Raw genomic sequence first — 25,946 nt, 5'->3', positions numbered from 1 at the left:
CGCCGCGGCCCCTACACCTTGAGGCAGGCCGTCTGGGGGACCTGCCGATGCTGGCTGGCAAGCGCATACTTCTGATCATCGGCGGCGGGATCGCGGCCTACAAGGCGCTGGAATTGATCCGGTTGGTCCAGAAGGCCGGGGCTTCAGTGGTGCCAGTCCTGACCCGGGCGGGGGCCGAGTTCGTGACACCGCTGTCGGTAGGTGCGCTGGCAAAGTCCAAGGTGCATGAGGCGCTGTTCGACCTGACGTCCGAGGCCGAGATGGGCCATATCGAGCTGTCGCGATCGGCGGACCTTCTGGTGGTGGCCCCGGCAACGGCGGACCTTCTGGCGAAGATGGCGACAGGGCGGGCGGACGATCTGGCCTCGACGCTATTGCTCGCGACAGACAAGCGGGTGCTGGTGGCCCCGGCGATGAACGTGAGAATGTGGCAGCATCCGGCGACCCAGCGAAACCTTGCGGTGCTGCGATCGGACGGAGTGCTGATGGTTGGCCCGGACGAGGGCGAGATGGCCTGCGGTGAATACGGGCCGGGCCGGATGGCGGAACCGGCAGACATCGTCCAAACGATAACGGTGGCCTTGGGCGGTGGGGCTTTGGCGGGAAAGCATGTGGTCGTCACCTCGGGTCCGACGCATGAACCCATCGACCCGGTGCGCTATATCGCCAACCGGTCTTCGGGTGCGCAGGGCAGCGCGCTGGGCGCAGCACTTCGCGATCTTGGGGCGCGGGTAACCTTTGTGACCGGGCCTGCGGCGGTGCCGCCTCCGATCGGGGTAGAGGTCGTGCGCGTCGAGACGGCGGCCGAGATGGCGGCGGCGGTGAACGCGGCCCTGCCCGCCGATGCTGCAGTGATGGCGGCGGCGGTGGCGGACTGGCGGGTGGCCAATGCGAGCGGGCAGAAGCTGAAGAAGGACGCGTCGGGACGGGCGCCGTCGCTGGAGTTTGCCGAGAACCCGGACATTCTTGCCACCGTGTCCAAGGGGCCGAAGCGGCCTCGGCTGGTGGTGGGCTTTGCGGCCGAGACGACCGATGTCGTGGCCCACGCCACAGCCAAGCGGGCGCGCAAGGGCTGCGACTGGATCGTGGCGAATGACGTCTCGCCGGGGACCGGAATCATGGGCGGGGCCGAGAACGCGGTGACGCTGATCTCGGAGGCGGGGGCGGAGGCATGGCCCCGGATGGGCAAGGACGAGGTCGCGCGAAAGCTGGCGGCACGCATTGCCGAGGCGTTGCGCTGAGACAAGTGCCTCCGGCGGGGATATTTGGACAAAGATGAAAGGCGGGGCGATGGGGCCGGTGGTGCAGGTGCTGTGGGAGGATTGGGCTGACCGGAGCCTGCCGTTGCCGGTCTATCAGACTGCCGGGGCAGCGGGGGCGGACCTGTGCGCGAACTTTCCCGAAGCGCAGCGGGAGGCTGGGCTGACGCTGGCGCCGATGGGGCGGGCGATCTGTCCGACGGGTATCCGGGTCGCCATCCCCGAGGGCTATGAGATGCAGGTGCGTCCAAGGTCCGGGCTGGCGTCTAAGCACGGCATCACGCTGCCGAATACGCCGGGGACCATCGACAGTGATTACCGGGGGCCACTGGGGGTGTCGCTGATCAATCTGGGGACCGAGCCTTACACGGTGCGGCATGGCGACCGGGTGGCGCAGGTGGTGGTGGCGCCGGTCGTGCAGGTGGGCTTTGCGGTGGTCGAGGGTCTGGACGAGACGGCGCGGGGAACGGGGGGGTTCGGGTCAACGGGCTTCCGGTCGTGATCGGGCTTGTCGGCTTTGTCGGCCTCTGGGCGCTGGGGCGCTGGCGCGGTTGGGGCGCGCGGTGGCTTTGGCTTGCGGCAGGCTGGTGGGCGCTGCTGATGCTGGTGCATCTGCCGATGCAGGCCGAGAACCCTCTCGCGCGCGTGGTGGGCGGAGATTTCCGGGGTTGGACAGTGTTCGGGCTGCTGGCGGCAGTCGCGCTGGGCTACCGCGAGGTGCTGCGGGCGGTGCGGCGGCGCAAGGGGGAGGAGCCTGCCGTGGCGCAGCCTGCGGGAACCTTCCGCGAGGCCGAACTGGACCGCTATGCCCGTCACATCATCCTGCGCGAGATCGGGGGGCCGGGGCAGAAGCGGCTGAAGCGCGCGCGCGTGCTGGTTGTCGGGGCGGGCGGGTTGGGGTCGCCCGTCCTGCTGTACCTCGCGGCGGCGGGCGTGGGGACGATCGGGGTCATCGATGACGACATGGTCGAGGGGTCGAACCTGCAGCGGCAGGTGATCCACACCGACGGGCGGATCGGGATGCCGAAGGTCTTCTCGGCCGAGGTCGCGATGCGGGCGTTGAACCCGTTCATCGAGGTGCGGCCCTATCATCGGCGACTGGGAGAGGAGATCGCGGAGGACCTGGTGGGGGAGTACGACCTGGTCCTCGACGGGACCGATGATTTCGAGACCCGCTATCTGGTGAATCGAGCCTGCGTGGCGGCGGGGGTGCCTTTGATCAGCGGGGCGATCACGCAGTGGGAGGGGCAGGTCAGCCTGTTCGATCCGGCGAAGGGCGGGCCGTGCTATGCCTGCGTCTTCCCGGTGAAACCTGCGCCCGGGCTGGTGCCGACCTGTGCCGAGGCGGGGGTGGCGGCGCCCTTGCCCGGGGTCATCGGATCAATGATGGCGATGGAGGCGGTGAAGTGGGTCACGGGGGCCGGGGAGGGGCTGGCCGGGCGGCTGATGATCCACGACGCACTTTATATGGAGACCCGGGTGATCGGGGTGAAGAAGCGGACGGATTGTGAGGTCTGCGGGGGGCGGCATTGAGGGGTGTCCACGGTGGACAAACGTTGAAGTATGTTTGAATTCAATGGTTTGGGTTTTTTTGTTTACCTTGCGTTAAGGTTTGCAAACGACGCCCCCCACCCCCATCCCCGCTCCACGGAGGGGGAAGAGAGGCACCTTGTGCCGGGCCGGTTCGCGGGTTGAGGCGGTTGTCGAATTGAGCGCTGAGGCGCACGCCTTTCGTCTCGCCTCTGGCCTGCGGCCAGCCGCCTCGGCGGTGCCTCCGGCGGGGATATTTGAAGAAGGGAAAGCGGGGCGGGGCTTGCCCTGGATTGTGCCCGTGCGGATGCGAGTTGTTGCCGGTCCTTGAGCGATAGCTGGGACAGACCGTTTGCAGAAGGGCGGTGCGCTGTAGCGCACCCTACAAGCGCGCCGGGAGAGTCGGGGTGAACCCCGACCTACGGGGTCACGGCGGGGATTTCGGGGGCGAGGAGGTCGGCGATGTCGAGGAGGATGTGCTCCTGTCCCCTGTCGGCGAGGGCCTGGATGCCGAGGGGGTGGGTTGCGGTGCGACCCGTTGTGACGGTGAGGCCGGGCAGGCCCATGAACGGGGGGGCGATCTGGGGCATTTGCGCCTCGATCACCTTGGTGAAGGCCTCGGGGCTTGAAGTGTCGTAGTGGTCAGGGAAGGGGAGTTGCCCTGAGACCGGGGTCAGAAGGACCGGCCAGTCGGCGAAGAAGAGGCGCCAGAGGCGGGCGAGGCGCGCGCGGGATTGCAGCGCGCGCATGAAGCTTTCCAGCGTGGGCGGCGGGGCGAGTTTGGTGAGTTCGCGGTGGACGAAGCTGGCGTCGGGGTCGGCTTCGCGGGCGATGGCTTCGGTCCCGCCGAGGCCGAATTCGGAGAGCCAGAGGGTCAGCTGCAGCTCCATCGCCTCGCGGAAGGGGGGGAGGGTCGGGGTGCCGATTTCCCAGCCTTCCGCTTCCAGCGTTCGGGCGGCCTCGGTGAGGGCCTGTTGCAGGGCCGGGTCGGTCTGGAGGCCGTCGGGAGTCAGGGCGAGGGCGGCGCGTTTGCGGTAGGGCGCTGGGGTGGCCGGGCTGTGCCAGGGGTCGCGCGGGTCGGGCTGCGAGAGGGCCCGGAGGCCAAGGCGCAGGTCGGCGGCAGAGCGGGCGAGGGGGCCGGAGACGGCCATGAGCTGCCCGCCGATCAGCCGGTCGCCTGCGGTGGCGTTGAACGCGGGGACGTGGCCAAGGCCGGGGCGGAGGCCGTGGATGCCGCAAGCGAAGGCCGGGTAGCGGATTGATCCGGCGATGTCGGTGCCATGGGCGATGGGGCCAAGGCCCGCGGCGGTGGCAGAGGCGGCCCCTCCCGATGATCCGCCGGGGGTGAGACCGGGGAAGGCGGGGTTTTTCGTCGCACCATGCAGCGGGTTGCGGGTGAACCAGCGCAAGCTGAAGGCCGGGGTGTTGGTGCGGCCGACAATGATGGCCCCGGCGCGGCGGAGGTTTGCGACGGGCGGGCTGTCTTCGGTGGCGATGAGGTCGGACTGGATGCGCAGCCCGTTCGTCGTGGCCTGACCCTGCTGGTCGATGTTGACCTTCACTGTCACGGGGACGCCTGCGAGGGGGCCGGGGTCTTCGCCCCGCGCATGCCGCGCGTCGATGGCGCGGGCCTGGTCAAGCGCCTGGTCGTCCATCCGCTGCACGATGGCGTTGAGGCCGGGGTTCAGCCGGTCGACGCGGGCGAGGGTGGCGCGGGTCGCCTCGACGGCAGTGAGTTCACGCGCGCGGATGAGGCCGACGAGGGCGGTGGCGGTCAGGGTGGCGGGATCCATCGGACGCTCCTTCTTCGGTGCAGGGTGAACCGGATCGCGCAGGTTGGGAAGGGGGAGGTGGGCGGATCGCCCACCCTACGCGGGGAGACCTCGGGAGATGGCTTTTCAGGACTGGCGGGGGAGTAGGGTGGGCGATGCGCCCACCCTACCGACCCGATCCAAGCACCGGCAAAGGACCAAGCGGGGGCAGCCGAACCTTGTGGCAGGACAACCATATCCACCTCGCGTTCCGATGGCCGCCTTGCATCGGCAAACCACCGTGGCATAGTCGTCGCTTGATCAATCAGCCCGGAGAGCCTGACCGATGAAACTGACCGCTGCTGCCCTGCTTGGACTTGCTGCCATGACCCTGCCTGCCCTGGCGCAGGACCTGCCGGACCTCGGCGGTCGTGAGGTCGTCGTGGTGACCGAGAACGCCTATCCGCCGCTGCAGTTCCTGGACAGGGACGGCGCGGCCGTGGGCTGGGAATACGACGCGATGGCCGAGATCGTGAAGCGGCTGAACATCACCGTGAAATACGAGAACACCAGCTGGGACGCGATGATCCCCGCCGTTTCGGAAGGCCAGTACGACCTTGGCATGACCGGCATCACCATCAAGGACGAGCGCAAGGAAAAGGTCGATTTCTCGGACCCTTACATGCGGTCGGAAATGCTGATGATCGTGCGTGGTGACGAAGAGCGATTTACCGATGCGGCGTCGTTCGCGGCGATTCCCGAGCTTCTGGTCTCGGCCCAGCCCGGAACCTCGCCCTTCTATGCGGCGATCTACAACATTCTGGACGGCAATGAGGAGAACCAGCGGGTGATCAAGTTCGAGACCTTCGGGGCCGGGCTGGAGGCGCTGAAGGCGGGGGACGTGGACCTGACGTTGTCGGATTCGACGGCGGCGAACGGGTATGTTCAGGCCTCGAACGGCGGGCTGAAGATCATCGGCGAGCCGCTGGCGTCCGAGGATTTCGGCTTCATCTTCCCCAAGGGGTCGGATCTGGTGGCGCCGATCAACGCGGCGATTGCGTCCATGAAGGCGGACGGGACACTGGATGCGCTGAACCAGAAGTGGTTTGTCGAGTACAAGATGGGTGAATGAAGGTGGGCCCCCGGTCCTGATGGTCCGGGGGCAACCGCATGGCGCCGAACGCCGATCCTGACAAGGACTTTCCCTGGTGGCTGGTGATCCTGACGGTCACCGGCCTGTGGCTGTTGTACGAGATGCTGGCGGACGAGGTCTATGCCTCGGCCCTGCGGGTTCTGTCCAAGGGTCTTGTCATCACGTTGACGGTGGCGGTGGTCGCCTATCTGGGGGCCTGCGCGATGGGGCTTGGCCTTGCGATGATGGGGCTGTCGCGGTTCCTGATCGTGCGGCAGGTCGCGCGGTTCTACATCGAGGTGATGCGGGGCGTGCCGATCATCGTCCTTCTGCTCTACGTCGCTTTCGTCCTGGTGCCGGGCGTTGTGGCCGGGGTGAACGCGCTGGCAGGCGACGAGGTGATGCGGACCAGAGACGTGCCCCTGCTGTGGCGTGCGGTGCTGGCTCTCATGCTTGCATACTCTGCTTTCCTGGCCGAGATCTTTCGGGCCGGTCTGCAAGCGGTGGACAAGGGCCAGATCGAAGCGGCGATGTCGCTTGGCCTGAATGGGTGGCAACGGTTTCGGCATGTTCGATTTCCGCAAGCTTTCCGGCTTATATTGCCCCCCTTGGGCAATGATTTTGTTGCAATGGTGAAAGACAGCAGCCTGGTCGCCGTGCTGGGGATCTCGGATGTCGCGCAGTTGGCCAAGGTCACGGCGGCAGGGAACTTCCGCTATTTCGAGACCTATAACGTTGCGGCTTTCCTGTATCTGGTGATGACCATCGGGCTGAGCCTGCTGCTGCGGCGGTTCGAGACCCGGATGCGGTCGCGCGGGCGGGACGGTTCGTGAGCGGAGCGGCTTGCGCCGCAAGTCTTCTGTCTCGTCGTCGGGCTTCGCCTCCTCCTCGGGCGATGGGGGCGCTTCGCCCCCCAAACCCCCAGAGGATATTTGGGCAAATGTGAAAGGGCATGGGGTGGACCTTGTTCGAAGGCGAGCCTAGCCTTCGACACAAAGGAGATTTGCAATGAACGTGCTTCTGGAACTGTGGGAAACGCCCTTCGGACTGCCGCCGTTCGAGCGCATCCGGGATGAGGATTTCGGGCCGGCCTTTGATGAGGCACTGGTTCGGGCGCGAGCGGCGGTTTCTGCGATTGCCGAGGGCCCGGCGGCGGACTTCGCCGGGGTGATCGAGGCGCTGGAACTGGCGGAGGGCGACCTCGACCGGGTGGCGGGGGTATTCTACAATCTCGCGGGGGCCGACAGCACCGAGGCGCGTGAGGCGCTGATGCGGGAGCTGGCACCGAAGATGTCGGAGTTCTCCAGCGAAGTCACCAACAACAAGGCGCTTTGGGCGAAGATCGAGGCGCTTTGGCTGGGGCGCGAGGGCCAGGGTCTGACGGCAGAGCAGGGCCGGGTGCTGGAGCTTTACCGGCAGATGTTCGTGCGGTCCGGGGCGGCGCTGGACGGGGCAGCGGCAGAGCGGTTGACGGCGGTAAAAGCGCGCCTGGCGGTGCTGGGAACGCAGTTCGGGCAGAATCTCCTGGCGGATGAGCGGGCCTGGTCGATGGAGCTAGCGGAGGCAGACCTGGCCGCGCTGCCGGAGTTCGTCCAGGATGCCGCGCGGGCAGCTGGGGCCGAGAAGGGCACGGGGCCGGTGGTGACGCTGAGCCGCAGCCTGATCGTCCCGTTCCTGCAGTTTTCGCCCAACCGGGTGCTGCGCGAGAAGGCCTATGCGGCCTGGGTCGCGCGCGGGGCCAACGGCGGCGAGACCGACAACAGGGCCATCGCGGCGGAGATACTGGCCTTGCGCGCAGAGCGGGCGCAGCTGCTGGGCTACGCGGATTTCGCGGCGTTCAAGCTGGAGCCGGAGATGGCGAAGACCCCCGACGCGGTGCGGGACCTCTTGATGCGGGTCTGGCAACCGGCGCGGGCCAAGGCACTGGCGGATGCGGCAGTGCTGGAAGCCATGCTGTGCGCAGACGGCTACCCGGCGCCGCTGGAACCCTGGGACTGGCGCTATTACAGTGAGAAGCGGCGCAAGGCGGAGCATGACCTGGATGAGGCGGTCCTGAAGCCATACCTGTCGCTTGACGCCATGCTGGGGGCGATGTTCGATTGTTCCACCCGTCTGTTCGGGCTGGAGTTCCGCGAGATCGAGGGGCCATTCTATCACCCGGATGTGCGGGGGTGGGAGGTGACGCGTCAGGGCAAGCATGTCGCGGTGTTCCTTGGCGACTACTTCGCGCGAGGCTCGAAGCGGTCGGGGGCCTGGTGCAGCGCGATGCGGTCGCAGCGCAAGCTGGGCGGCGATCAGCGGCCCATCGTGGTGAATGTGTGCAACTTCGCCAAGGGCGATCCCTGCCTTTTGAGCTATGACGATGCGCGGACGCTGTTCCACGAGTTCGGCCATGCGCTGCACCAGATGCTGTCTGACGTGACCTACGGCTTCATCAGCGGCACGTCGGTCGCGCGCGACTTTGTCGAACTGCCAAGCCAGCTTTATGAGCATTGGCTGGAGGTGCCTTCGGTGCTGGAGGCCCACGCCAGGCACCATGAGACGGGCGAGCCGATGCCCGCCGACATGCTGAAGCGGTTGCTGGATGCCGGGACCTATGACCAGGGCTTTGCCACGGTTGAGTTCGTGGCTTGCGCGATGGTCGACCTGGAGTTCCACACCGGGGTGCCGTCTGTGGACCCGATGCAGAAGCAGGCCGAGGTGCTGGAAAGCCTGGGGATGCCAAGGGCGATCCGCATGCGGCACGCGACGCCGCATTTCGCGCATGTCTTCAGCGGCGACGGCTATTCGGCAGGGTACTACAGTTACATGTGGTCCGAAGTCATGGATGCCGATGCCTTTGCGGCCTTCGAGGAGGCGGGGGATGCCTTCGACCCCAAGGTGGCGGCCAAACTGGAGCGGTACATCCTGTCGGCCGGCGGGTCCGAGGATGCCGAGGCGCTGTATCTGAAGTTCCGGGGCCGGATGCCGGGGGTGGAACCATTGCTCAAGGGTCGGGGTTTGCTGGAGCCGGCATAGCGCGGATTTGGACTGGGGAGCGAGCTTGGAAATATTCTACAGTCTGGACGCCGATGCGGCGCTTTCGAATCTGATCACTTTGGGGGTGGCCTATCTCTTGGCCCTTCCCATCGGCTGGAATCGCGAACGTGAGGAACGAAGTGCGGGGCTGCGGACGTTTCCTCTGGTCGCCATTGCGTCTTGCGGGTTCGTGATGATGGCCATCCAGGTGATCGGCGCGGAGTCCGAGCAGCAGTCGCGGATCATGGAGGGGCTGATGACCGGCATCGGTTTCATCGGTGGTGGGGCAATCCTGAAACAGGGGGACCGGGCCACGGGCACGGCGACAGCGGCGAGCCTCTGGGCGACAGGGGCCATCGGGGCGGCCGTGGGCTATGGGCAGCTTGATATCGCGGTGATCCTGAGCCTGGTGACCGTCCTGACTCTGATCCTGATGACACCACTGCGCAAGGTGGTTCACGATGGGACCGAGCTGGACCAGGACAAGGTCTAGCGCCGAAGCGCGCCCGGAGGCTGGCCGAAACGGGCCTTGAATGCGCGGGAAAGCGTCGAAGGGCTGGAGAAGCCGGTGCGCAGCGCCACCTCGGCCAGCGGGTGCCGCGTGTCGGTCAGCATCCGGCGCGCGGCCTGCAGGCGCAGGTCAAGCGCGTGGGCGGCAGGGGTGGTCCCAAGCGCCTGTCGGAAAAGCGACTCAAGCCGACGGGAGGAGAGGGACACGGCTTCGGCGGTCCTGGAGGCCGGCTCGGGGGCGTCGATCCGGGCCTCCATCCGTGCAAGTGCCTGTGCAACGCGGGAGTCCAGGGCGCGGTCCTGCGCCTCGGCGATCTGGGGTTCGGACCCCTTGCGGACGGTGGCGAGGAAGCTTGCGGCGACCTGGCGGGCCAGTGCGGCCCCGTGGCGGCTGCGGATCAGGTGAAGCATGAAGTCGGCAGCGGGGGCCGCGCCGCTGATCGTCACGCGGTTGCGGTCGATCACGAAGCGGTCGGAGACGATGTCGATCTCGGGATGGCTGGCCGCGAGATCCTCCAGGTCCTCCCAGTGCACAGTGGCGCGGTAGCCATCCAGAAGCCCCGCGCGGGCGAGGACCCAAGGGGCAGCGTCGATGCCGCCGACCAGCTGGAAGCGCGGGGCGATGCGGCGCAGGTCACGGATCAGGGGGCGAGTTGCGACCTCGTTCAGGCGGTATCCGGCGACGACGATCAGTGCCTCGGCCCCGGTCGCGTGCGAGAGGGGACCCGAGGAGGGCAGCGATATCCCGCAGGTCAGGGGCACGGGGGCACCGTCCGGCGAGACAACGCGCCAGCGATAGGCCTCATGGCCCAGCTGGCGGTTTGCGTTGCGCAACGGGTCAAGGGCCGAGGCGACTTCCAGGATGGACGCCTGCGGCAGGACCAGAAGCGCCAGGGTCAGTGGCTGGTCAGAGGGTCGAAAGATTGCATTTTCCGTCATCATGATTTCGTAAAGCGCAAAGCGGCGGCGTGCAAGGCGGCTATGGTGGTGCCCAAGCCCTTGGGAGGATGCCATGCCGCTGAACATGAACAAGGAAGTCTTCATCACCTGCGCCGTCACCGGATCGGGGGGGACTCAGGACCGCAGCCGCCATGTGCCGCGCAGCCCGAAGGAGATCGCTGAAAGCGCCATCGCGGCGGCCAAGGCGGGCGCGGCGGTGGTGCATTGCCACGTCCGCGACCCGGAAACGGGCAAGCCCAGTCGCAAACTGGAATACTACCGCGAAGTGACCGACCGCATCCGTGACAGCGACACCGACGTCGTCCTGAACCTGACCGCCGGGATGGGCGGCGACATGTATTTCGACGACACCGAGTCGATGACGACGATGGCCGCCAAGTCCGACATGTGCGGGGCCGAGGAGCGGGTGGCGCATATCGTCGAATGTCGGCCCGAAATCTGCACGCTGGACTGCGGCACGATGAACTTCAACGAGGCCGACTATGTAATGGTCAACACGCCGGGCATGCTGCGCGACATGGCCAAGCGGATGACGGCGGCGGGGGTGCGGATCGAGATCGAGGCCTTCGACACCGGCCATCTGTGGCTGGCCAAGGAATTGGTGAAGGAAGGCGTGATCCCCGAACCCGTGCTGGTGCAGCTGTGCATGGGCGTGCCGTGGGGCGCGCCGGACGACCTGAATACCTTCATGGCGATGGTGAACAACGTGCCCCAGGGCTGGCATTTCAGCGCCTTCGGCCTTGGCCGCAACGAGATGGCCTATGTCGCGGCGGCCACCATCGCCGGGGGCAATGTCCGGGTGGGGCTGGAGGACAACCTCTGGCTGGAAAAGGGGGTCCTTGCGACCAACGCCCAGCTTGTCGAACGCGCGGCGACCATCGTCGAAAACCTGGGCGCGCGGGTGATCACCCCGGCGGAAGTGCGGGCGCGATTGAAGCTGGAGAAGCGGGCCCCGGTGGCGAAGTGACGGTCGGGGACGTCGCGCGTGGACGTTCTTGTCCTTTTCCTGCTGATCATGGCCGGGTGCTACCTGGCCCCGATCCTTATGCCAGGTTGGACGTGGCTGGCTGGCCTTGTGGGGGCGGGGGGGCTGGCCGGTCTGGGTCTGTGGTTTGGCTGGGTCGAGCAGCAGACGGACTCGATCAGCTCCGGTCTGGCAGAGCTGTTCGTGTTGTATACGGGCGGAGCGCTGGCCTTGGGTGTGGCCGTGCGCGCCGTGGTGGTTTGGCGGCATTGGACCGGGAGGCAGGCGGTTCTCGCGAACGGGCTTGGTGCGGTGATTCTGGTCGCCGCAGTGGCCTGGTTATTCTGGGCAAGCTAGGGCGTGAAAGCGGGAGGTAGACATGGACAAGGTCAAGTTCACGGCGATGAAGGACGGCGATGCCGCCGACTACGCCATGCTGGATATGCATGAGCGGGACTATGCGGCGGGGACGGCGGACCGGCTGATGGGCGCATTGGTCGAGTTGGACGAAAGCCTGTCGGGCTATCAGGTGACGCGCCTTGGCCATTCCTTGCAGGCTGCGACGCGGGCCTGGCGGGCGGGCGCGGACACCGACTGGGTGGTGGCGGCCTTGCTGCATGACATCGGCGACATCTATGCCCCCTACAATCACGACGAATACGCCGCCGCGATCCTGAAGCCCTTCGTGCGCGAGCAGGTGACCTGGGTCGTGGAAAAACACGGCGACTTCCAGCGGCTTTATTACGCGCATCACGTTGGTGGGAACCAGCACGCCCGCGACCGCTTCAAGGGCCACGCCTATTACGACGACTGCGCCGAGTTTTGCGAGGCGTGGGATCAGTCAAGCTTCGACCCCGCCTATCCGACAATGACTGTTCGGGACTTCGCCCCTCTGGTCCGCGAGGTCTTCGCCCGCAGGGCCTATGATCCGGCAGTGATCCGGGCCGGTGAGCGGGTGCCGCTGACCGATGCCGCCGTTGCGGCCGGGCGGGTGGGATGACACGTCTTGCGGTGATCGCGGCGCTGGCGTTGTCGGCCTGCACGCCCCAGCCGGTCTGGGTCACGCCCACCGGGGTGCCGCTGGGTGTGGTCGATTGCGACAGCCCGGCGCCACTCGTCGTCGGCAAGCGGACCGAGGTCTGCCTGGCCCGCGCGATTGCCCAGACGCCGGCAGAGATCGCGCGGTGCGAAAGGGATGGCGGGCGGGTTGGTCCGATCTCGCCCATCGACGAGCGATTTTCCTGCACCTACCGCAAGTCGGGGGCGGCGGGGTGAGGCCATGACAGGGGACGGAAAGATGAACAGGAAAGCGGCAATCATCGGGGGTGGGGTCATCGGCGGCGGCTGGGCTGCGCGGTTCCTCTTGAACGGCTGGGATGTTGGCGTCTTCGACCCAGACCCCGAGGCCGAGCGCAAGATCGCGGCGGTGATGGCGAACGCCCGCGCCGCGCTGCCGGCACTGTCGGATGTGCCGATGCCCGCCGAGGGGCGTCTGACCTTCCACGGCACGATCAGCGAGGCGGTCGAGGGCGCGGCATATGTGCAGGAATCGGTCAGCGAACGGATCGAGCTGAAGCACAAGGTCTATGCCCAGTTGCAACAATCGAACCCCGGCGTGCTTATCGGGTCGTCCACAAGCGGATTCAAGGCCTCGGACTTGCAGAAATCTGCGGTGAACCCGGCGAATATCATCGTCGCGCATCCGTTCAACCCGGTCTATCTGCTGCCCTTGTCCGAGATTTCGGGGTCCGAGAACAACCCGTCCGAGGTGGTGGAGCGGACGGTGCAGATCATGAAGGACATCGGGATGTTCCCCCTGGTGATCCGGCACGAGATCGACGCTTTCATCGGCAACCGCTTCCTCGAGGCCGTCTGGCGCGAGGCCTTGTGGATGCTGAAGGACGGCATCGCCACCACGGAAGAGATTGACGAGGCGATCCGCATGGGCTTTGGCCTGCGCTGGGGGCAGATGGGTCTCTTTGAGACCTACCGCATCGCGGGCGGCGAGGCCGGGATGCGGCACTTCATGGCCCAGTTCGGCCCGGCACTGAAATGGCCCTGGACCAAGCTGATGGACGTGCCCGAGTTCAACGACGAGCTGGTGGACCTGGTGGCGAACCAGTCCGACGCGCAGTCCGGCATGTATGGCATCCGCGAGCTGGAGCGTATCCGTGACCGCAATCTCGTGGGCTTCCTGCGGTCGTTGAAGGAACGCAACTGGGGCGCGGGGAAGGTCCTGTGTGAGCATGACGAACGGCGGGCGGCGGCGTTCAATGCCGAGATGGCACAAGGGCTGGATCAGGGGGTCAAGGCCGCGCCTCTGGTCATGTGGCAGGGCCAGGTCTTGCCGGGCTGGATCGACTACAACGGCCATATGACGGAAAGCCGGTATTACTTCTGCAACTCGGAAACCGTGGACAACTTCCTGCGCACGATCGGCGCGGGGATGGACTACGTGGCGGCGGGGCACAGCTTCTATTCGGCCGAAACGCATATCCGCCATCTGGGCGAGGCGAAGCTGGGCGACCAGTTGCGGGGCGAGTTGCAGATCATCTCGGCGGACGAAAAGCGGTTCCGGTCCTTCGTGCGGATCATGAAGGGCGACACTTGCGTCGCGACCGTCGAACAGCTGTGCCTGCACGTCGACATGGGCGCGGGCAAGACCGTGCCTGCGGCGGCGGAGGTGTGGCGGAACCTGAAGGCGGTGGCCGAGGCCCATGCCGGACTGCCCTTGCCCGAGGGTGCAGGGCGCGCGATCGGACAGCCGGTAGAACGGGCGAGGGCGTGATGGATTTCGGACTGACCGAAGAACAGCGGATGATCGTCGACACCACGCGGGCTTTCGTGGAGGCGGAGCTTTATCCGCACGAACAGATGGTGGAACGCACCGGGGTCCTGCCGCTGGAACTGATCCGCGAGATCCAGCAGAAGGCCATGGCGGCGGGTCTCTACGCGGCCAACATGCCGGTCGAGGTCGGGGGCGCGGGGCTGGATACGCTGTCCTGGCTGCTTTACGAAAAGGAACTTGGCCGGGCGAACTATGCGCTGCACTGGACCTGCGTGGCGCGGCCGTCGAACATCCTGCTGGCGGGCAATGCGGACCAGCGCGAACGCTATCTGATGCCCTGCATCCGCGGCGAGACCTGGGATTGCCTGGCGATGACCGAACCCGGCGCGGGGTCGGATTTGCGGGGGATGAAAGCTTCGGCGCGGCAGGATGGGGGCGACTGGGTGCTGAACGGGACCAAGCATTTCATCAGCCACGCCGATCTTGCAGGCTTTGCCATTGTCTTCATGGCCAGCGGCGAGGAACAGACCCCGCGCGGGCCGAAGAAGCTGATCACGGCCTTCTTCGTGGACAAGGGCACCCCCGGCTTCACGGTGCGCGAGGGGTATCGGAACGTCTCGCACCGTGGGTATACGAATGCGGTGCTGGAGTTCGATGACTGCCGGGTGCCCGCCGCGAACGTGCTGGGTGAGGTCCACAAGGGCTTTGACGTTGCGAACTCCTGGCTTGGGGCGACGCGGCTGCAGGTGGCCTCGACCTGTCTGGGGCGGGCGGAGCGGGCGCTGGGCCATGCGATTTCCTATGCGGCCGAGCGCAAGCAGTTCGGGCAAGCCATCGGCAAGTTCCAGGGCGTCAGCTTCAAGCTGGCCGACATGGCGATGGAGTTGAAGGCGGCGGAACTCCTTACCCGCGAGGCCGCCTGGAAATACGACCAGGGCACGGTGACCGAGTCCGACATGTCGATGGCCAAGCTGAAGGCAACCGAGGTGCTGGCGATGGTGGCCGACGAGGCGATCCAGATCCACGGCGGGATGGGGCTGATGGACGAGCTGCCGTTGGAACGCATCTGGCGCGACAGCCGGGTGGAGCGGATCTGGGAGGGGACCTCGGAGATTCAGCGGCACATCATCAGCCGGGAGTTGCTGAGGGCGGTCGGGGGTTGAGTCGTTGGAGCGAGGGGTTTCACACCCCTCGCGCTCCCCGTGGGATATTTGAGGACAGATGAAAGGGTTTGTTAACCTTGGCCTGCAAGAGTCATCGGGCGGTACAGGCGGGGACGCCGATGACCGCGACAGGTGAAACCCTGCCTCGGTTTGCCGGGGCAGGGCGCCTCACCTCACCATTCATCTGTCCAAAAGTATCCTCGGGGGGGCCGGGGGGCGAAGCGCCCCCGGGGCCTGATGCCGCAGGGCGAGGCCGGGCATGAGCCGCCTAGACCGTCTCCTCCGCCCGCGCCACATTGCCGTCCTGGGGGCCGGCTGGGCATTGAACGTCATCGCTCAATGTCGAAAGATGGGGTTCGATGGCCCGGTCTGGCCGGTGCATCCGACCAAGGCCCAGATCGGGGGTCTGAAAGCCTATCCCAGCCTGGCCGCCCTGCCAGAGACGCCGGATGCCACCTTCATCGGGGTGAACCGGCATGCCACCATTGACGTGGTGGCCGAACTGGCCGCGATGGGGGCGGGGGGCGCGATCTGTTTTGCGAGCGGCTGGACCGAGGCCGGGGAACCGGGATTGCAGGACAGGCTGGTCGCGGCGGCCGGGGACATGCCGATCCTGGGGCCGAACTGCTATGGCGTCATCAATTATCTGGACGGTGCGCTTCTGTGGCCTGACCAGCATGGCGGTTTGCCGGTCAAGTCCGGTGTGGCGCTGGTGAGCCAGTCGTCGAACATCGTCATCAACCTTGGCATGCAGCAGCGCGGGCTGCCGGTGGCCTATGTCGCCTGTCTGGGCAATGCCGCAGTCGTGGGGCTGGCGGAATTGACCGGGGCGCTGCTGGACGATCCGCGCGTCACGGCAGTGGGGCTTTACATCGAGGGGATCGATGATGCCCCGGCCTTTGCCGCCCTGGCCGAGAAAGCGCGGGCGATGGGCAAGGGGGTCGTCGCGATCAAGTCGGGCAAGACCGAACTGTCCCGGACGGCGGCGGCCTCGCATACCGCTTCGCTGGCCGGCGGCGGCGCGGCCTCCAGCGCCTTTCTGCGGCAGATCGGGGTGGCAGAGGTGAACACGCCCAGCGAGTTGATCGAGACGCTGAAGATCTTCCACGTTCACGGGCCGCAGATCGGCCGGCGGATCTGTTCGCTGTCCTGCTCCGGCGGTGAGGCGGGGTTGGTGGCGGATCTGGCCGCGCCGTACGGGATCGAGTTTCCGCCCGTTCCGCAAGCCACGCATGACCGGCTGTTCGCGGTGCTGGGGGAGATCCCGACGATCTCCAACCCGTTGGATTACCACACCTTCATCTGGGGCGACGGGCCGAAGACAACCGAGGTCTTCAGCGCGATGCTGGAGGCATATGACGCAGGGCTCTACATCATCGACAGCCCCCGGGCGGATCGGTGCGACCCCTCCGGCTATGATCCGGCCTTCCGGGCGATCGTCGATGCGCAAAAGGCGACGGGGAAGATTGCACTTCCCGTCGCCTCGATCGCCGAGAACTTTGGCGAAGGGCGGGTGCAGGCGATGATGGAGGAAGGCGTCTGCGCCCTTCTGGGGCTGGAGTCGGCGCTGGCGGCCGTGAAGGCGGCGCAGACCCCGGCGGGTATTTCGGGATGGCGGCCTTTTGCCGGACTGCCGGTCCGAGAGGGGCAGATGCTGTCGGAAGCCGAGGGGAAGGCCCTGCTGGCGGGGGCCGGGATAGCGGTGCCGAAAGCGGCGACGGGGGCGACGATTGCCGATGTTTCGGCGGCGGCGGAGGGTTTGCACCCACCCTTCGCGCTCAAAGGTCTGGGCTTTGCGCACAAGACCGAAGCCGGGGCGGTGCGGTTGGGGCTTGCCTCGCTGGAGGGACAGGCCGGGATGCCGGGGGCGACGGGATATCTGGTGGAGGAGATGGTCACCGGAGCAGTGGCCGAGGTGCTGCTGGGCCTGCGGCGCGATCCGGTCTACGGGGTGACGCTGACGCTGGGGATGGGCGGGGTGACGGCGGAGGTGCTTGCCGATACGGTGACGCTGGTGCTGCCGGTAACGGAGGCCGAGGTGCTGGCGGCGGCGCGCGGGTTGCGGCTCTGGCCCTTGCTGGATGGGTATCGGGGGCGGCCCCGGGCGGACATGGCCTCGGTCGCCGCGATTGCCGTTAGGCTGGGCGCGGTGATGCTGGCCGACGAGAGCCTAGAAGAGATCGAGATCAATCCGGTGATGGTGCGCGAGAAGGGTGCCGTGGCGGTGGATGCATTGGTGAGGAGAGCGTGATGGAGATGCGGACCGAAGGCCCGGTGAAGACCCGGCGCGAGGGGGCCATTCTGGAGGTGACGCTGGACGCACCCAAGGCCAATGCGATCAGCCTGAAGACCAGCCGGGTGATGGGGCTGGTGTTCAGGGACTTCCGGGATGATGACTCACTACGGGTCTGCATCCTGCGGGCGGCGGGGGAGAAGTTCTTCTGCCCCGGTTGGGACCTGAAGGCCGCGGCCGAGGGCGATGCGGTGGACGGTGACTATGGCGTGGGGGGCTTTGGCGGCTTGCAGGAGTTGCCGAACCTCAACAAGCCGGTCATCGCGGCGGTGCAGGGCATCTGCTGCGGCGGCGGGTTGGAGCTGGCGCTGTCGGCGGACCTGATCCTGTGTTCGACGAACGCCACCTTTGCCCTGCCGGAAATCCGGTCAGGCACGGTGGCCGATGCGGCGTCGATCAAACTCCCGAAGCGCATCCCCTATCATGTGGCGATGGACCTTCTGCTCACCGGGCGCTGGTTCGACGCCGAGGAGGCGCACCGCTGGGGGCTGATCAAGGAGGTTTGCGCGCCGGAGGCGTTGCTGGGCAAGGCCTGGGATCTGGCGCGGCTGCTGGAGTCTGGCCCGCCGCTGGTCTACGCCGCGATCAAGGAAGTGGTGCGCGAGGCGGAGAACATGCGCTTTCAGGACGCGCTGAACCGGGTCTCGAAGCGGCTGCTGCCGACGGTGGATCGGCTGTATTCAAGCGAGGATCAGCTGGAAGGGGCGCGGGCGTTCGCCGAAAAGCGCGATCCGGTGTGGAAGGGGCGATAGACGGGATTGCAAGGCAGTTGGACCTATCCTTCAACATCGGCCCATGTCACGCGCACCCGTCCGCCTTTCGTTCGCGGCAGGGCCTTTCGGTCGATCAACTTCCCGGATACGCAAAAGCTGTCGTTTATCTTCACCAAGAGGAGTTTGCTGAAGTTGCCGTCCAGTTTGACGGTCACGCGGTCATGCTTGTTGAACGGCGTGATCGTCTTGATCTCGACATGGTCATTGCCAAGACGACCATCGGCTCCAGGCGCGTAGTTTCTATTCAGCTTGATACCATAGGTAATTGCGCCGAACAGCTCACCGATGTCGCCGTAGACTTGCAGGTGCCTTCCGGTGTCGACCAAGTAGTGCGCGGCAAGCTTCACCAATGCTTCAAAGTAGGGGATCAAGGTGATGTCAGCATTGGGGAATCGCAGACGCAAGTCGGCTTCGTATTCTAGCTTGGACAGAAGCGAATGTTCATCGATGTCCTCTGAGGTGACATCCTCCCAACTTATCCATTCGCCATCGTCCCAAAACGCGTTGTCTGGACCGAGGATCAAATCTCTACTCCAATTGCTCAAAAGAAGCGGGTAGATCGCGACTGTGTGTTCGTTGCTCTGTCAGTGTCAACCCGGAGGAAGGCATGCCCAACCACGACTACACCACCCGCATCCAATGGACCGGCAACCGGGGCGAGGGGACGGTGCATTACCAGGCTTATGACCGCACCTGGGACATCGCAGTGCCGGGGAAGGCGGTGGTGCATTGCTCGAACGATCCGCTTCTGGGCGGGGACCCTTCGAAGATGAACCCCGAGGACCTTCTCCTCAGTGCCCTATCGGCCTGTCACATGCTTTGGTACCTCCACTACGCCTCGGATGCGGGGATCGTGGTCACGTCCTATTCCGATGCGCCTCTGGGCCTAGGCGAGGTGAGCCGCGGCGGCGCGGGGCGGTTCGTGAAGGCAACACTTCGGCCCCACGTCGGAGTGAAGCCTGGCACGGACCTTGCGGTGGCAAGGGCGATCCACCACCGCATCCATGAGGTCTGCTTCATCGCGCGGTCGGTCAACTTTCCGGTGGATCATGCGCCGACCTTCCAGGTTGTCGACTGACGGCGCGTCCACGTCGCTGTCAGGCCTTGCTGCGCTGCAAGGAGGAGACGTCGACCGACGAGCCGCACTGGCCGCGACATTCAGTGTCGCAAACCGGACGGTTCCGGCGCGTCCCCGCCGCTAGGGTCGCTTGCGTTGCCGGGGGGCCAGCATGGACGACACAGACTATATCATCGTGGGCGCAGGATCGGCGGGCTGCGTCCTTGCCGAGCGGTTGACCGCCTCGGGCAGGCACAAGGTCACGGTGCTTGAAGCGGGCGGCTCGGACCGGCGGTTCTATGTGCAGTTGCCGCTGGGCTACGGAAAGCTTTTCTACGACCCGGCGGTGAACTGGCTTTACCGGACCGAACCAGATCCGGGGCTTGCAGGCGCACGGGACCACTGGCCGCGCGGCAAGGTGCTGGGCGGGTCCTCCAGCATCAACGCGATGGTCTGGATCCGGGGGCATCGGGCGGATTACGAGGACTGGGGACGGGAGAATCCTGGTTGGGGTTGGGACGACTGCCTTGCAGCCTACCGCGCACTTGAAGACAACGAGGCGGGCGGGGATGAGTACCGGGGCAAGGGTGGGCCGCTCTTCGTGTCGGCGAACCGGGCAGGGCTGCATCCGCTGGTTCCATCCTATGTGGCGGCCTGTGGCGAGGCCGGTCTGCCAGAGACCCCGGATTTCAACGGGGCCATGCAGGAAGGCGCCGGGGTCTACCAGATGACGATACGGAACGCGCGGCGGAACTCGGCCGCACGGGCTTTCCTGAGACCGGCGATGAAGCGGCCGAACCTGCGGGTAATTACCGGCGCGCTGGCGACAAAGGTGGTGATCGAGGGCGGCAAGGCGGTCGGGGTCGCATATCGGAAAGGCGGCGAAAACCGGGTCCTGCGCGCGAAGGGAGAGGTGATCCTGGCCGGGGGCGCGATCAATTCGCCGCAGTTGTTGCAGCTGAGCGGGATCGGGCCTGGGGCGTTGTTGCAGGCGCTGGGAATCCCGGTGGTGCTTGAGAACCAGAATGTTGGCGATCACCTGAGCGATCATCAGGGAATCAACTATACCTGGTCGATGAAAGTGCCGACCTACAATGACGAGCTGCGCCCCTGGTGGGGCAAGCTGCGGGCGGGTTTGCAGTATTTCATTGGCGGCGGCGGGCCGCTGGCCAAGTCGATCAACCACGGCGGCGGGTTCTTCCGCACCAGGGCGGAGCTCGACCGGCCGAACATGCAGCTCTATTTCCAGGCCTTCTCCACCCTTGTCCCGCGCGAGGGTGAGCGCCCGCTGCTGACGCCCGACCCCTGGTCGGGGATGTCGATCGGTCTGTCGAACTGCCGCCCGACAAGCCAGGGACATATCCGGTTGCGAACCAACCGGGCCGAGGATCACCCGGTGATCACGGCCAACGCGTTCTCGACCAACCATGACGTCGAAGAGATGCTGGCTGCGGTGAAGTTCCTGCGCAAGATCGCGGCGCAACCGGCGCTGGCGCGTCTGATCAAGGAAGAGTTGCGCCCGGGGCCAGAGGTGGTGTCGGACGATCAGCTGATTGCCGACTTCCGCGCGCGGTCGGGGACGGTTTATCACCCAAGCTGCACCTGTCGGATGGGACGGGATGGATCGGACTCGGTGGTGGATGCGGGCTTGCGGGTGCATGGCGTGGGCGGCCTGCGGGTGATCGACGCCAGCGCATTTCCGAACATCATTGCGGGAAACACCAATGCGCCCGCGATCCTGATGGGCTGGAAGGGGGCCGAGCGGGTGTTGGCCGACGCGCCGTGACCGGGGAGGCCGTCCTTGTGGCATCGAGCCACGCGGACGGCGCTGCCGCGGATCGATGCCACATGCGGCGCTTCGCCGGGCCGGGGGAGCCTCCGGCGGGGATACTTGGGCAAAGATGAAAGGCCGAAAAGCGGGCTGCGGGTGGCCGGGCTGGCGCGGCGCCCGCCGTCCCTATTCGCCCCGGGGGAATCGTTTCGATTCCTCCAGGATGTTCAGGTCCATGTGGTTGCGCATATACCGCTCGCTGGCTGCGCGAAGCGGCTGGTGATCCCACGGGAAATAGGCGCCGTTCCGCAGCGCCTCATACACCACCCAGCGACGGGCCTGGCTTTCGCGGACCTGCGCGTCATAGGCGGATAGGTCCCAGCGTTGGTCAGCGAGGGTGCGGAAATGGGCGAGGATCTCGGCGGCGCGGGGGTCCTGGGCGAGGCTTGTCGTTTCCAATGGGTCGTTCGCCACATCGAAAAGCTGTTCAGGGTCGGCCGGGCAGCGGATGTATTTCCACGCCCCTTCGCGCAGGGCGACCATCGGGGTGATCGTGCCTTCGGCGGCGTATTCCATCGCCACGGGGCCGCGTGGGGACCCGTTTGCCACCGGGATCAGGTTAACGCCTTCGGTCCAGGGGGCGACTTCGTCCATCGAGATACCGGCCAGTGCAGCCAGCGTGGGGGCGAGGTCGATGGAGGAGACCGGGGTTTCCACGAGGCCAGCGGGCATATCGGGGGCCGCGATCATCAGGGGGACGCGGGCGGAGCCTTCGAAGAAGTTCATCTTGAACCAGAGGCCCTTTTGCCCAAGCATCTCGCCGTGGTCGGAGAGGAAGACGATGTGGGCCTCCTGGCGGGTTGCCTCCAGCACAGCCAGGATCTCGCCGATCTTGTCGTCGATGTAGCTGATATTGGCGAAGTAGGCCTGCTTGGCGCGGCGGATGTGGTCGGGCGTGATCTCCATGCCCTTCCAGTCGCAGGCATCCATCAGGCGCTGGGAGTGGGGGTCCATGTCGTCATAGGCCACGGGTTCGGGCGGTTCACATTCCGGGGCGCCGTCGTAGAGGTCCCAGTACTTGCGGCGGGCGACGAAGGGGTCGTGCGGGTGGGTGAAGCTTACGGTCAGCGCCCATGGGCGGGGGTCAAGGCCGCGGGAAAGGTCGTAAAGCTTCTGGCAGGCCTGGAAGGCGACGTCATCGTCGTATTCGTACTGGTTGGTGATCTCGGCCACGCCCGCGCCGGTGACCGAGCCGAGGTTGTGGTACCACCAGTCGATGCGTTCGCCCGGCTTGCGGTAGTCCGGCGTCCAGCCGAAGTCGGCCGGGTAGATGTCGGTGGTCAGGCGTTGTTCGAAGCCATGCAGCTGGTCGGGGCCGACGAAGTGCATCTTGCCACTGAGGGCGGTCTGATAGCCGGCGCGGCGCAGGTGGTGGGCGTAGGTCGGGATGTCCGAGGCGAATTCGGCGGCGTTGTCGTAGACGCGGGTGCGGGAGGGCAGTTGCCCGGACATGAAGCTGGCGCGGGCAGGGGCACAGAGGGGCGAGGCGGTGTAGCAGTTTTTGAAGCGGGTTGACCGGGCGGCGAGGCGCTTCAGGTTCGGGGTATGCAGGAAGTCCGCCGGGCCGTCGGGGAAAAGCGTGCCGTTCAGCTGGTCGACCATCAGGATCAGAAGGTTGGGCTTGGTCATCTGGTGGTCCTTCGCTGCGTTCGACCCTGTCTAGCCGGTCGGGCAGGCGCGTCTGGCCCCCGACCGACCGGACCCTGTCGAAAGCGTCACTCCGGCTGGGCGCCGCCGGTGGCTTCCGTCACCTGATCCGCCGCCGCCCTGACCAGCACGCCGATCCGGGTCGCGTCCGACAGGCCCATGCGAAAGGCGGGACCAGAGACAGAGAGACCTGCCACCGGCTCGCCATGCGCGTTGAAGATGGGTGCCGCGACACAGCGCATCCCCTCGGCGCGTTCCTGGTCGTCGATCGAGAAGCCGCGGTCCCGGGTGCGGGAAAGATCCCGCAAGAGGGCGCTGTCGCTGGTCAGGGTCAGCGAGGTGAACTTCTCCAGCCCCTTGCGGGCGAGGATGCCGCGCGTCTTTTCCTCGGGGTACCAGGCCAGCAGCGCCTTGCCGATCCCGCTGGAGTGCATGGGCGCGCGGGTGCCGGGCGGGAAGAAGGCGCGGATTGCCTCGTAGGTTTCGACCTGGGCGACGAAGAAGACCTCGTCCTTGACCTCGATCCCCAGGTTCGCGGTCTCACCTGTTTCACGCATCAGGGCGTCCATCGGCTGACGGGCGCGTTCCACCACCTTGGTGCGGCGCAGGAAGGCGGACCCCACACGGAAGGCGCCGGGGCCGATGTGCCAGAACTGGCCGGGCTCATCGACCTCGACCATGCCGTGACCCTGCAGGGTGACAAGCGCGCGGAAGACGGTGGCGATGGCCTCGCCTGTGTCCTCGGCGATTTCCGACAAGGTGCGGCCGGGGTGCTGGGCGACATGGGTCAGGATGTCCATGCCCCGGTCCAGCGCCTGAACGGTGTTCTGGTCGGTCTTGTCGTTGAACGCCTTCGGGCGGCCGCGGGGTTTCTGGGCCATATGGTGCCTCCTGTGCGTGAAAAATCGCAAGTCATTGAGTGAATTAGGGAATAGCATGTCCGCGTAACAATGAAAAATCTTTTCGAAAAAATTGTGCGGATTGGTCGCGGGGCGTAGGTTCTGTGTGCGATCTTTCAGGGAGTTGCCCGATGTCCATGCAGAACCCCGTTTTCATTCCCGGGCCTACCAATATCCCGGATTCGGTGCGGAAGGCCTGCGACATGGCCACGCTGGACCACCGTTCACCCGCGTTTGCCCGGCTGTTCAAGCCTGCCGTGGAAGGCGTGCGACGGGTTCTGAAGATGGATCAGGGCGAGATCATCGTGATCCCATCGACGGGGACCGGCGGCTGGGAGGCGGCTGTGACGAACACCCTGTCGCCCGGCGACATAGTGCTGGCGGCACGGTTCGGGATGTTCAGCCACCGCTGGATTGACCTTTGCCAGCGGCACGGGCTGGAGGTCCAGATCATCGAGACGCCCTGGGGGCAGGGTGCGCCGCTGGCGGCCATCGAGGCGGCTTTGCAGGCGGACGGCGAGGGCAGAATCAAGGCGGTGTTGGCCACGCACAATGAAACCGCGACGGGTGTGAAGTCCGACATCGCCGGTATTCGCGCCGCGATGGATGCGGCAGGGCATGGGGCGATGCTGTTCGTGGACGGGGTGTCGTCGATTGCCTCGATGCCCTTCGACTTCGCGGGCTGGGGCGTGGATATTGCCGTGGCGGGAAGCCAGAAGGGCTTCATGCTGCCGGCGGGTCTGGCGATCCTGGGGGTCAGCCCCAAGGCCATCGCCGCGATGGAGACGGCGAGGCTGCCGCGAACCTTTTTTGATTTCAAAGACATGCTGGCGTCCTATGCCCGTGGCGGCTATCCCTATACGCCCGCCGTGGGCCTCATCGCGGGCCTTGCCCATTCGATCGACCTGCTGGAAAACGAGGGGCTGGAGAACGTCTACGCGCGCCACCACCGCCTCGCCGAAGGGGTGCGCCGCGCGGCCTTCGCTTGGGGGATGGAGCCATATGCGGCTTCGCCCGAGCTTTATTCCGATACGGTGACGGCGGTGAAGGTCCCCCAAGGCTGCGACGGGACCGCGCTGGTGCAACTGGCGGCGACGAAATACGGCATGGCCTTCGGCGTGGGCCTGGGAGAAGTCGCGGGCAAGGTCTTCCGCATCGGGCATCTCGGGATGTTGACCGAGGCGATGGTGCTGTCGGGCCTGTGCGTGGCCGAGATGTGCATGGCCGACCTTGGCTGGCCGGTGAAGCTGGGGTCGGGCGTCGCGGCAGCGCAAGAGTATTATCGTGGAACGGTTCCGGCGATGGCGCTGGCGGCGGAGTGAGGGGCCAAGACTTTTCGAAAAGTCTTGCAAAATCCTTCGAAGGATTTTGGCACCCAGTGGAAAGAGCAGGAAAATGAAGAACATGGACGGATTGCTGATCCCCACCTACGACGACATGCGGGCCGCGCACGACCGCATCCGCCCGCATATCCGCCAGACCCCGGTCCGCACCTCGGACTACCTGAATGAACTCAGCGGGTGCGAGCTGTTCTTCAAATGCGAGAACTTCCAGGAGCCGGGGGCCTTCAAGGTGCGTGGGGCGGCCAATGCGGTCTTCGGGCTGACCGAGGACCAGGCGAAACTGGGTGTGGCCACCCATTCCTCGGGCAACCATGCGTCCTGTCTGTCCTATGCCGCCATGCTGCGGGGCATCCCCTGCAACGTGGTCATGCCCCGCACTGCGCCGCAGGCCAAGAAGGACACCGTGCGCCGCTACGGCGGTGTGATCACCGAGTGTGAACCCTCCACCACCAGCCGCGAGGCGACCTTCGCCGAGGTGCAGGCGAAGACGGGCGGCGACTTCGTCCACCCCTACAACGACCCCCGCGTGATCGCCGGGCAGGGCACCTGTTCGCGTGAGTTCATGGAGCAGACCGGGGGCCTTGACATGGTGGTGGCCCCCATCGGCGGCGGCGGGATGATCTCGGGCACCTGCCTGACGCTTTCCACCCTCTCGCCCGAAACCAAGGTGATCGCCGCCGAGCCGGAACAGGCGGACGACGCCTATCGCAGCTTCAAGGCCGGGCATATCATCGCCGACGACGCGCCGAAGACCATTGCCGACGGCCTTCTGGTGCCGCTGAAGGACCTGACCTGGCATTTCGTGTCGAACCACGTCAGCGAGATCTACACCGCGTCGGAAGACGAGATCATCGAGGCGATGAAGCTGACCTGGAAGCACCTGCGCGTGGTGATGGAACCCTCCAGCGCCGTGCCGCTGGCGGTGGTCCTGAAGAACCGCGACGCCTTCCGGGGCAAGCGCGTGGGCATCATCATCACCGGCGGCAACGTCGATCTGGACAAACTTCCCTGGATGAAAGGCTAATCCC

At 66.1% G+C, this 25,946-nt stretch carries 24 protein-coding genes; 19 read left to right on the top strand and 5 right to left on the bottom strand.

What is annotated here, in order from left to right:
• Positions 1 to 47 precede the first annotated feature (47 nt).
• Genes coaBC through Q8M85_RS09985 form a run of 3 tightly spaced genes read left to right on the top strand, consistent with a single transcriptional unit; the run spans position 48 to position 2,792 of the window.
• Positions 48 to 1,241 carry a bifunctional phosphopantothenoylcysteine decarboxylase/phosphopantothenate--cysteine ligase CoaBC gene (coaBC, locus tag Q8M85_RS09995; protein WP_305543698.1) on the top strand — a complete coding sequence of 398 codons (1,194 nt, stop codon included), beginning with the start codon at positions 48 to 50 and terminating at the stop codon, positions 1,239 to 1,241.
• A gap of 49 nt (positions 1,242 to 1,290) precedes the next feature.
• On the top strand, positions 1,291 to 1,761 hold the full coding sequence (dut, locus tag Q8M85_RS09990; RefSeq protein WP_305543964.1) for a dUTP diphosphatase: 471 nt from the start codon (positions 1,291 to 1,293) through the stop codon (positions 1,759 to 1,761).
• Positions 1,758 to 2,792, top strand: coding sequence for a molybdopterin-synthase adenylyltransferase MoeB (locus Q8M85_RS09985; protein ID WP_305543695.1), 1,035 nt, complete (start codon positions 1,758 to 1,760; stop codon positions 2,790 to 2,792). Before dut ends, Q8M85_RS09985 begins: the two co-directional genes overlap by 4 nt.
• A 416-nt stretch (positions 2,793 to 3,208) precedes the next feature.
• Here Q8M85_RS09985 and Q8M85_RS09980 read toward each other — a convergent pair whose 3' ends face one another.
• The gene (locus Q8M85_RS09980) at positions 3,209 to 4,582 is read right to left on the bottom strand and encodes an amidase family protein (RefSeq protein ID WP_305543692.1); all 1,374 of its coding nucleotides are present in this window, start codon (positions 4,580 to 4,582) and stop codon (positions 3,209 to 3,211) included.
• Positions 4,583 to 4,886: 304 nt separating this feature from the next.
• Here Q8M85_RS09980 and Q8M85_RS09975 point away from each other — a divergent pair, with 304 nt between their 5' ends.
• The 4 genes from Q8M85_RS09975 to Q8M85_RS09960 all read left to right on the top strand — a co-directional run bounded on the left by Q8M85_RS09975 (position 4,887) and on the right by Q8M85_RS09960 (position 9,183).
• The gene (locus tag Q8M85_RS09975; RefSeq protein WP_305543689.1) at positions 4,887 to 5,672 is read left to right on the top strand and encodes a transporter substrate-binding domain-containing protein; all 786 of its coding nucleotides are present in this window, start codon (positions 4,887 to 4,889) and stop codon (positions 5,670 to 5,672) included.
• Between the two features lie 38 nt (positions 5,673 to 5,710).
• Positions 5,711 to 6,505: an amino acid ABC transporter permease gene (locus tag Q8M85_RS09970; RefSeq protein WP_305543686.1), complete on the top strand. Its 795-nt coding sequence runs from the start codon at positions 5,711 to 5,713 to the stop codon at positions 6,503 to 6,505.
• Between the two features lie 175 nt (positions 6,506 to 6,680).
• On the top strand, positions 6,681 to 8,690 hold the full coding sequence (locus tag Q8M85_RS09965) for a M3 family metallopeptidase (protein WP_305543683.1): 2,010 nt from the start codon (positions 6,681 to 6,683) through the stop codon (positions 8,688 to 8,690).
• Positions 8,691 to 8,715: 25 nt separating this feature from the next.
• Entirely contained in the window at positions 8,716 to 9,183 is a 468-nt protein-coding gene (locus Q8M85_RS09960) for an MgtC/SapB family protein (protein WP_305543680.1), read from the top strand.
• Here the strand turns inward: Q8M85_RS09960 and Q8M85_RS09955 are convergent.
• The gene (locus Q8M85_RS09955; RefSeq protein ID WP_305543677.1) at positions 9,180 to 10,244 is read right to left on the bottom strand and encodes a GlxA family transcriptional regulator; all 1,065 of its coding nucleotides are present in this window, start codon (positions 10,242 to 10,244) and stop codon (positions 9,180 to 9,182) included. The two genes, Q8M85_RS09960 and Q8M85_RS09955, sit on opposite strands and share 4 nt — an antisense overlap.
• Here Q8M85_RS09955 and Q8M85_RS09950 point away from each other — a divergent pair.
• The 8 genes from Q8M85_RS09950 to Q8M85_RS09915 all read left to right on the top strand — a co-directional run bounded on the left by Q8M85_RS09950 (position 10,213) and on the right by Q8M85_RS09915 (position 18,120).
• Entirely contained in the window at positions 10,213 to 11,127 is a 915-nt protein-coding gene (locus tag Q8M85_RS09950) for a 3-keto-5-aminohexanoate cleavage protein (protein ID WP_305543675.1), read from the top strand. The genes Q8M85_RS09955 and Q8M85_RS09950 overlap by 32 nt on opposite strands.
• Before the next feature lie 18 nt (positions 11,128 to 11,145).
• Positions 11,146 to 11,481, top strand: a complete 336-nt coding sequence (locus Q8M85_RS09945) for a hypothetical protein (RefSeq protein ID WP_305543673.1) — start codon at positions 11,146 to 11,148, stop codon at positions 11,479 to 11,481.
• A 22-nt stretch (positions 11,482 to 11,503) separates the two neighbouring features.
• On the top strand, positions 11,504 to 12,124 hold the full coding sequence (locus Q8M85_RS09940; protein ID WP_305543670.1) for an HD domain-containing protein: 621 nt from the start codon (positions 11,504 to 11,506) through the stop codon (positions 12,122 to 12,124).
• Positions 12,121 to 12,399: a hypothetical protein gene (locus tag Q8M85_RS09935; protein WP_305543668.1), complete on the top strand. Its 279-nt coding sequence runs from the start codon at positions 12,121 to 12,123 to the stop codon at positions 12,397 to 12,399. Before Q8M85_RS09940 ends, Q8M85_RS09935 begins: the two co-directional genes overlap by 4 nt.
• A gap of 22 nt (positions 12,400 to 12,421) precedes the next feature.
• Positions 12,422 to 13,912, top strand: a complete 1,491-nt coding sequence (locus Q8M85_RS09930; protein ID WP_305543666.1) for a carnitine 3-dehydrogenase — start codon at positions 12,422 to 12,424, stop codon at positions 13,910 to 13,912.
• Positions 13,912 to 15,075, top strand: a complete 1,164-nt coding sequence (locus tag Q8M85_RS09925) for an acyl-CoA dehydrogenase family protein (RefSeq protein ID WP_305543662.1) — start codon at positions 13,912 to 13,914, stop codon at positions 15,073 to 15,075. Before Q8M85_RS09930 ends, Q8M85_RS09925 begins: the two co-directional genes overlap by 1 nt.
• 259 nt (positions 15,076 to 15,334) lie before the next feature.
• Positions 15,335 to 17,326, top strand: a complete 1,992-nt coding sequence (locus Q8M85_RS09920) for an acetate--CoA ligase family protein (RefSeq protein ID WP_305543659.1) — start codon at positions 15,335 to 15,337, stop codon at positions 17,324 to 17,326.
• Positions 17,326 to 18,120: a carnitinyl-CoA dehydratase gene (locus tag Q8M85_RS09915; RefSeq protein ID WP_371135226.1), complete on the top strand. Its 795-nt coding sequence runs from the start codon at positions 17,326 to 17,328 to the stop codon at positions 18,118 to 18,120. Before Q8M85_RS09920 ends, Q8M85_RS09915 begins: the two co-directional genes overlap by 1 nt.
• A 23-nt stretch (positions 18,121 to 18,143) precedes the next feature.
• On the opposite strand, the gene Q8M85_RS09910 is transcribed toward Q8M85_RS09915, so the two are convergent.
• A complete protein-coding gene (locus Q8M85_RS09910; RefSeq protein ID WP_305543656.1) occupies positions 18,144 to 18,665 on the bottom strand; it encodes a hypothetical protein in 522 nt (173 codons plus the stop codon).
• Between the two features lie 83 nt (positions 18,666 to 18,748).
• Here Q8M85_RS09910 and Q8M85_RS09905 point away from each other — a divergent pair, with 83 nt between their 5' ends.
• Complete coding sequence (locus Q8M85_RS09905) at positions 18,749 to 19,219, top strand: OsmC family protein (RefSeq protein ID WP_305543653.1); 471 nt, start codon at positions 18,749 to 18,751, stop codon at positions 19,217 to 19,219.
• Positions 19,220 to 19,370: 151 nt separating this feature from the next.
• Positions 19,371 to 20,984: a GMC family oxidoreductase gene (locus Q8M85_RS09900; RefSeq protein ID WP_305543650.1), complete on the top strand. Its 1,614-nt coding sequence runs from the start codon at positions 19,371 to 19,373 to the stop codon at positions 20,982 to 20,984.
• 171 nt (positions 20,985 to 21,155) lie between these two features.
• Here Q8M85_RS09900 and betC read toward each other — a convergent pair whose 3' ends face one another.
• Both betC and bhcR read right to left on the bottom strand, forming a co-directional pair.
• Entirely contained in the window at positions 21,156 to 22,658 is a 1,503-nt protein-coding gene (gene betC, locus Q8M85_RS09895; RefSeq protein WP_305543648.1) for a choline-sulfatase, read from the bottom strand.
• A gap of 86 nt (positions 22,659 to 22,744) precedes the next feature.
• Entirely contained in the window at positions 22,745 to 23,557 is an 813-nt protein-coding gene (bhcR, locus tag Q8M85_RS09890) for an HTH-type transcriptional regulator BhcR (protein ID WP_305543645.1), read from the bottom strand.
• A 149-nt stretch (positions 23,558 to 23,706) separates the two neighbouring features.
• On the opposite strand from bhcR, the gene bhcA reads away from it, so the two are divergent.
• Both bhcA and bhcB read left to right on the top strand, forming a co-directional pair.
• On the top strand, positions 23,707 to 24,897 hold the full coding sequence (gene bhcA, locus Q8M85_RS09885; protein WP_305543642.1) for an L-aspartate--glyoxylate aminotransferase BhcA: 1,191 nt from the start codon (positions 23,707 to 23,709) through the stop codon (positions 24,895 to 24,897).
• 73 nt (positions 24,898 to 24,970) lie between these two features.
• Positions 24,971 to 25,942 carry a beta-hydroxyaspartate dehydratase BhcB gene (gene bhcB, locus Q8M85_RS09880; protein ID WP_305543639.1) on the top strand — a complete coding sequence of 324 codons (972 nt, stop codon included), beginning with the start codon at positions 24,971 to 24,973 and terminating at the stop codon, positions 25,940 to 25,942.
• Positions 25,943 to 25,946 lie beyond the last annotated feature (4 nt).

This window comes from Tabrizicola sp. (genome assembly GCF_030694085.1).
In the GTDB taxonomy this organism is placed as follows: Bacteria; Pseudomonadota; Alphaproteobacteria; order Rhodobacterales; family Rhodobacteraceae; genus Tabrizicola.
This window is presented reverse-complemented; position numbering and strand designations above follow the sequence as displayed.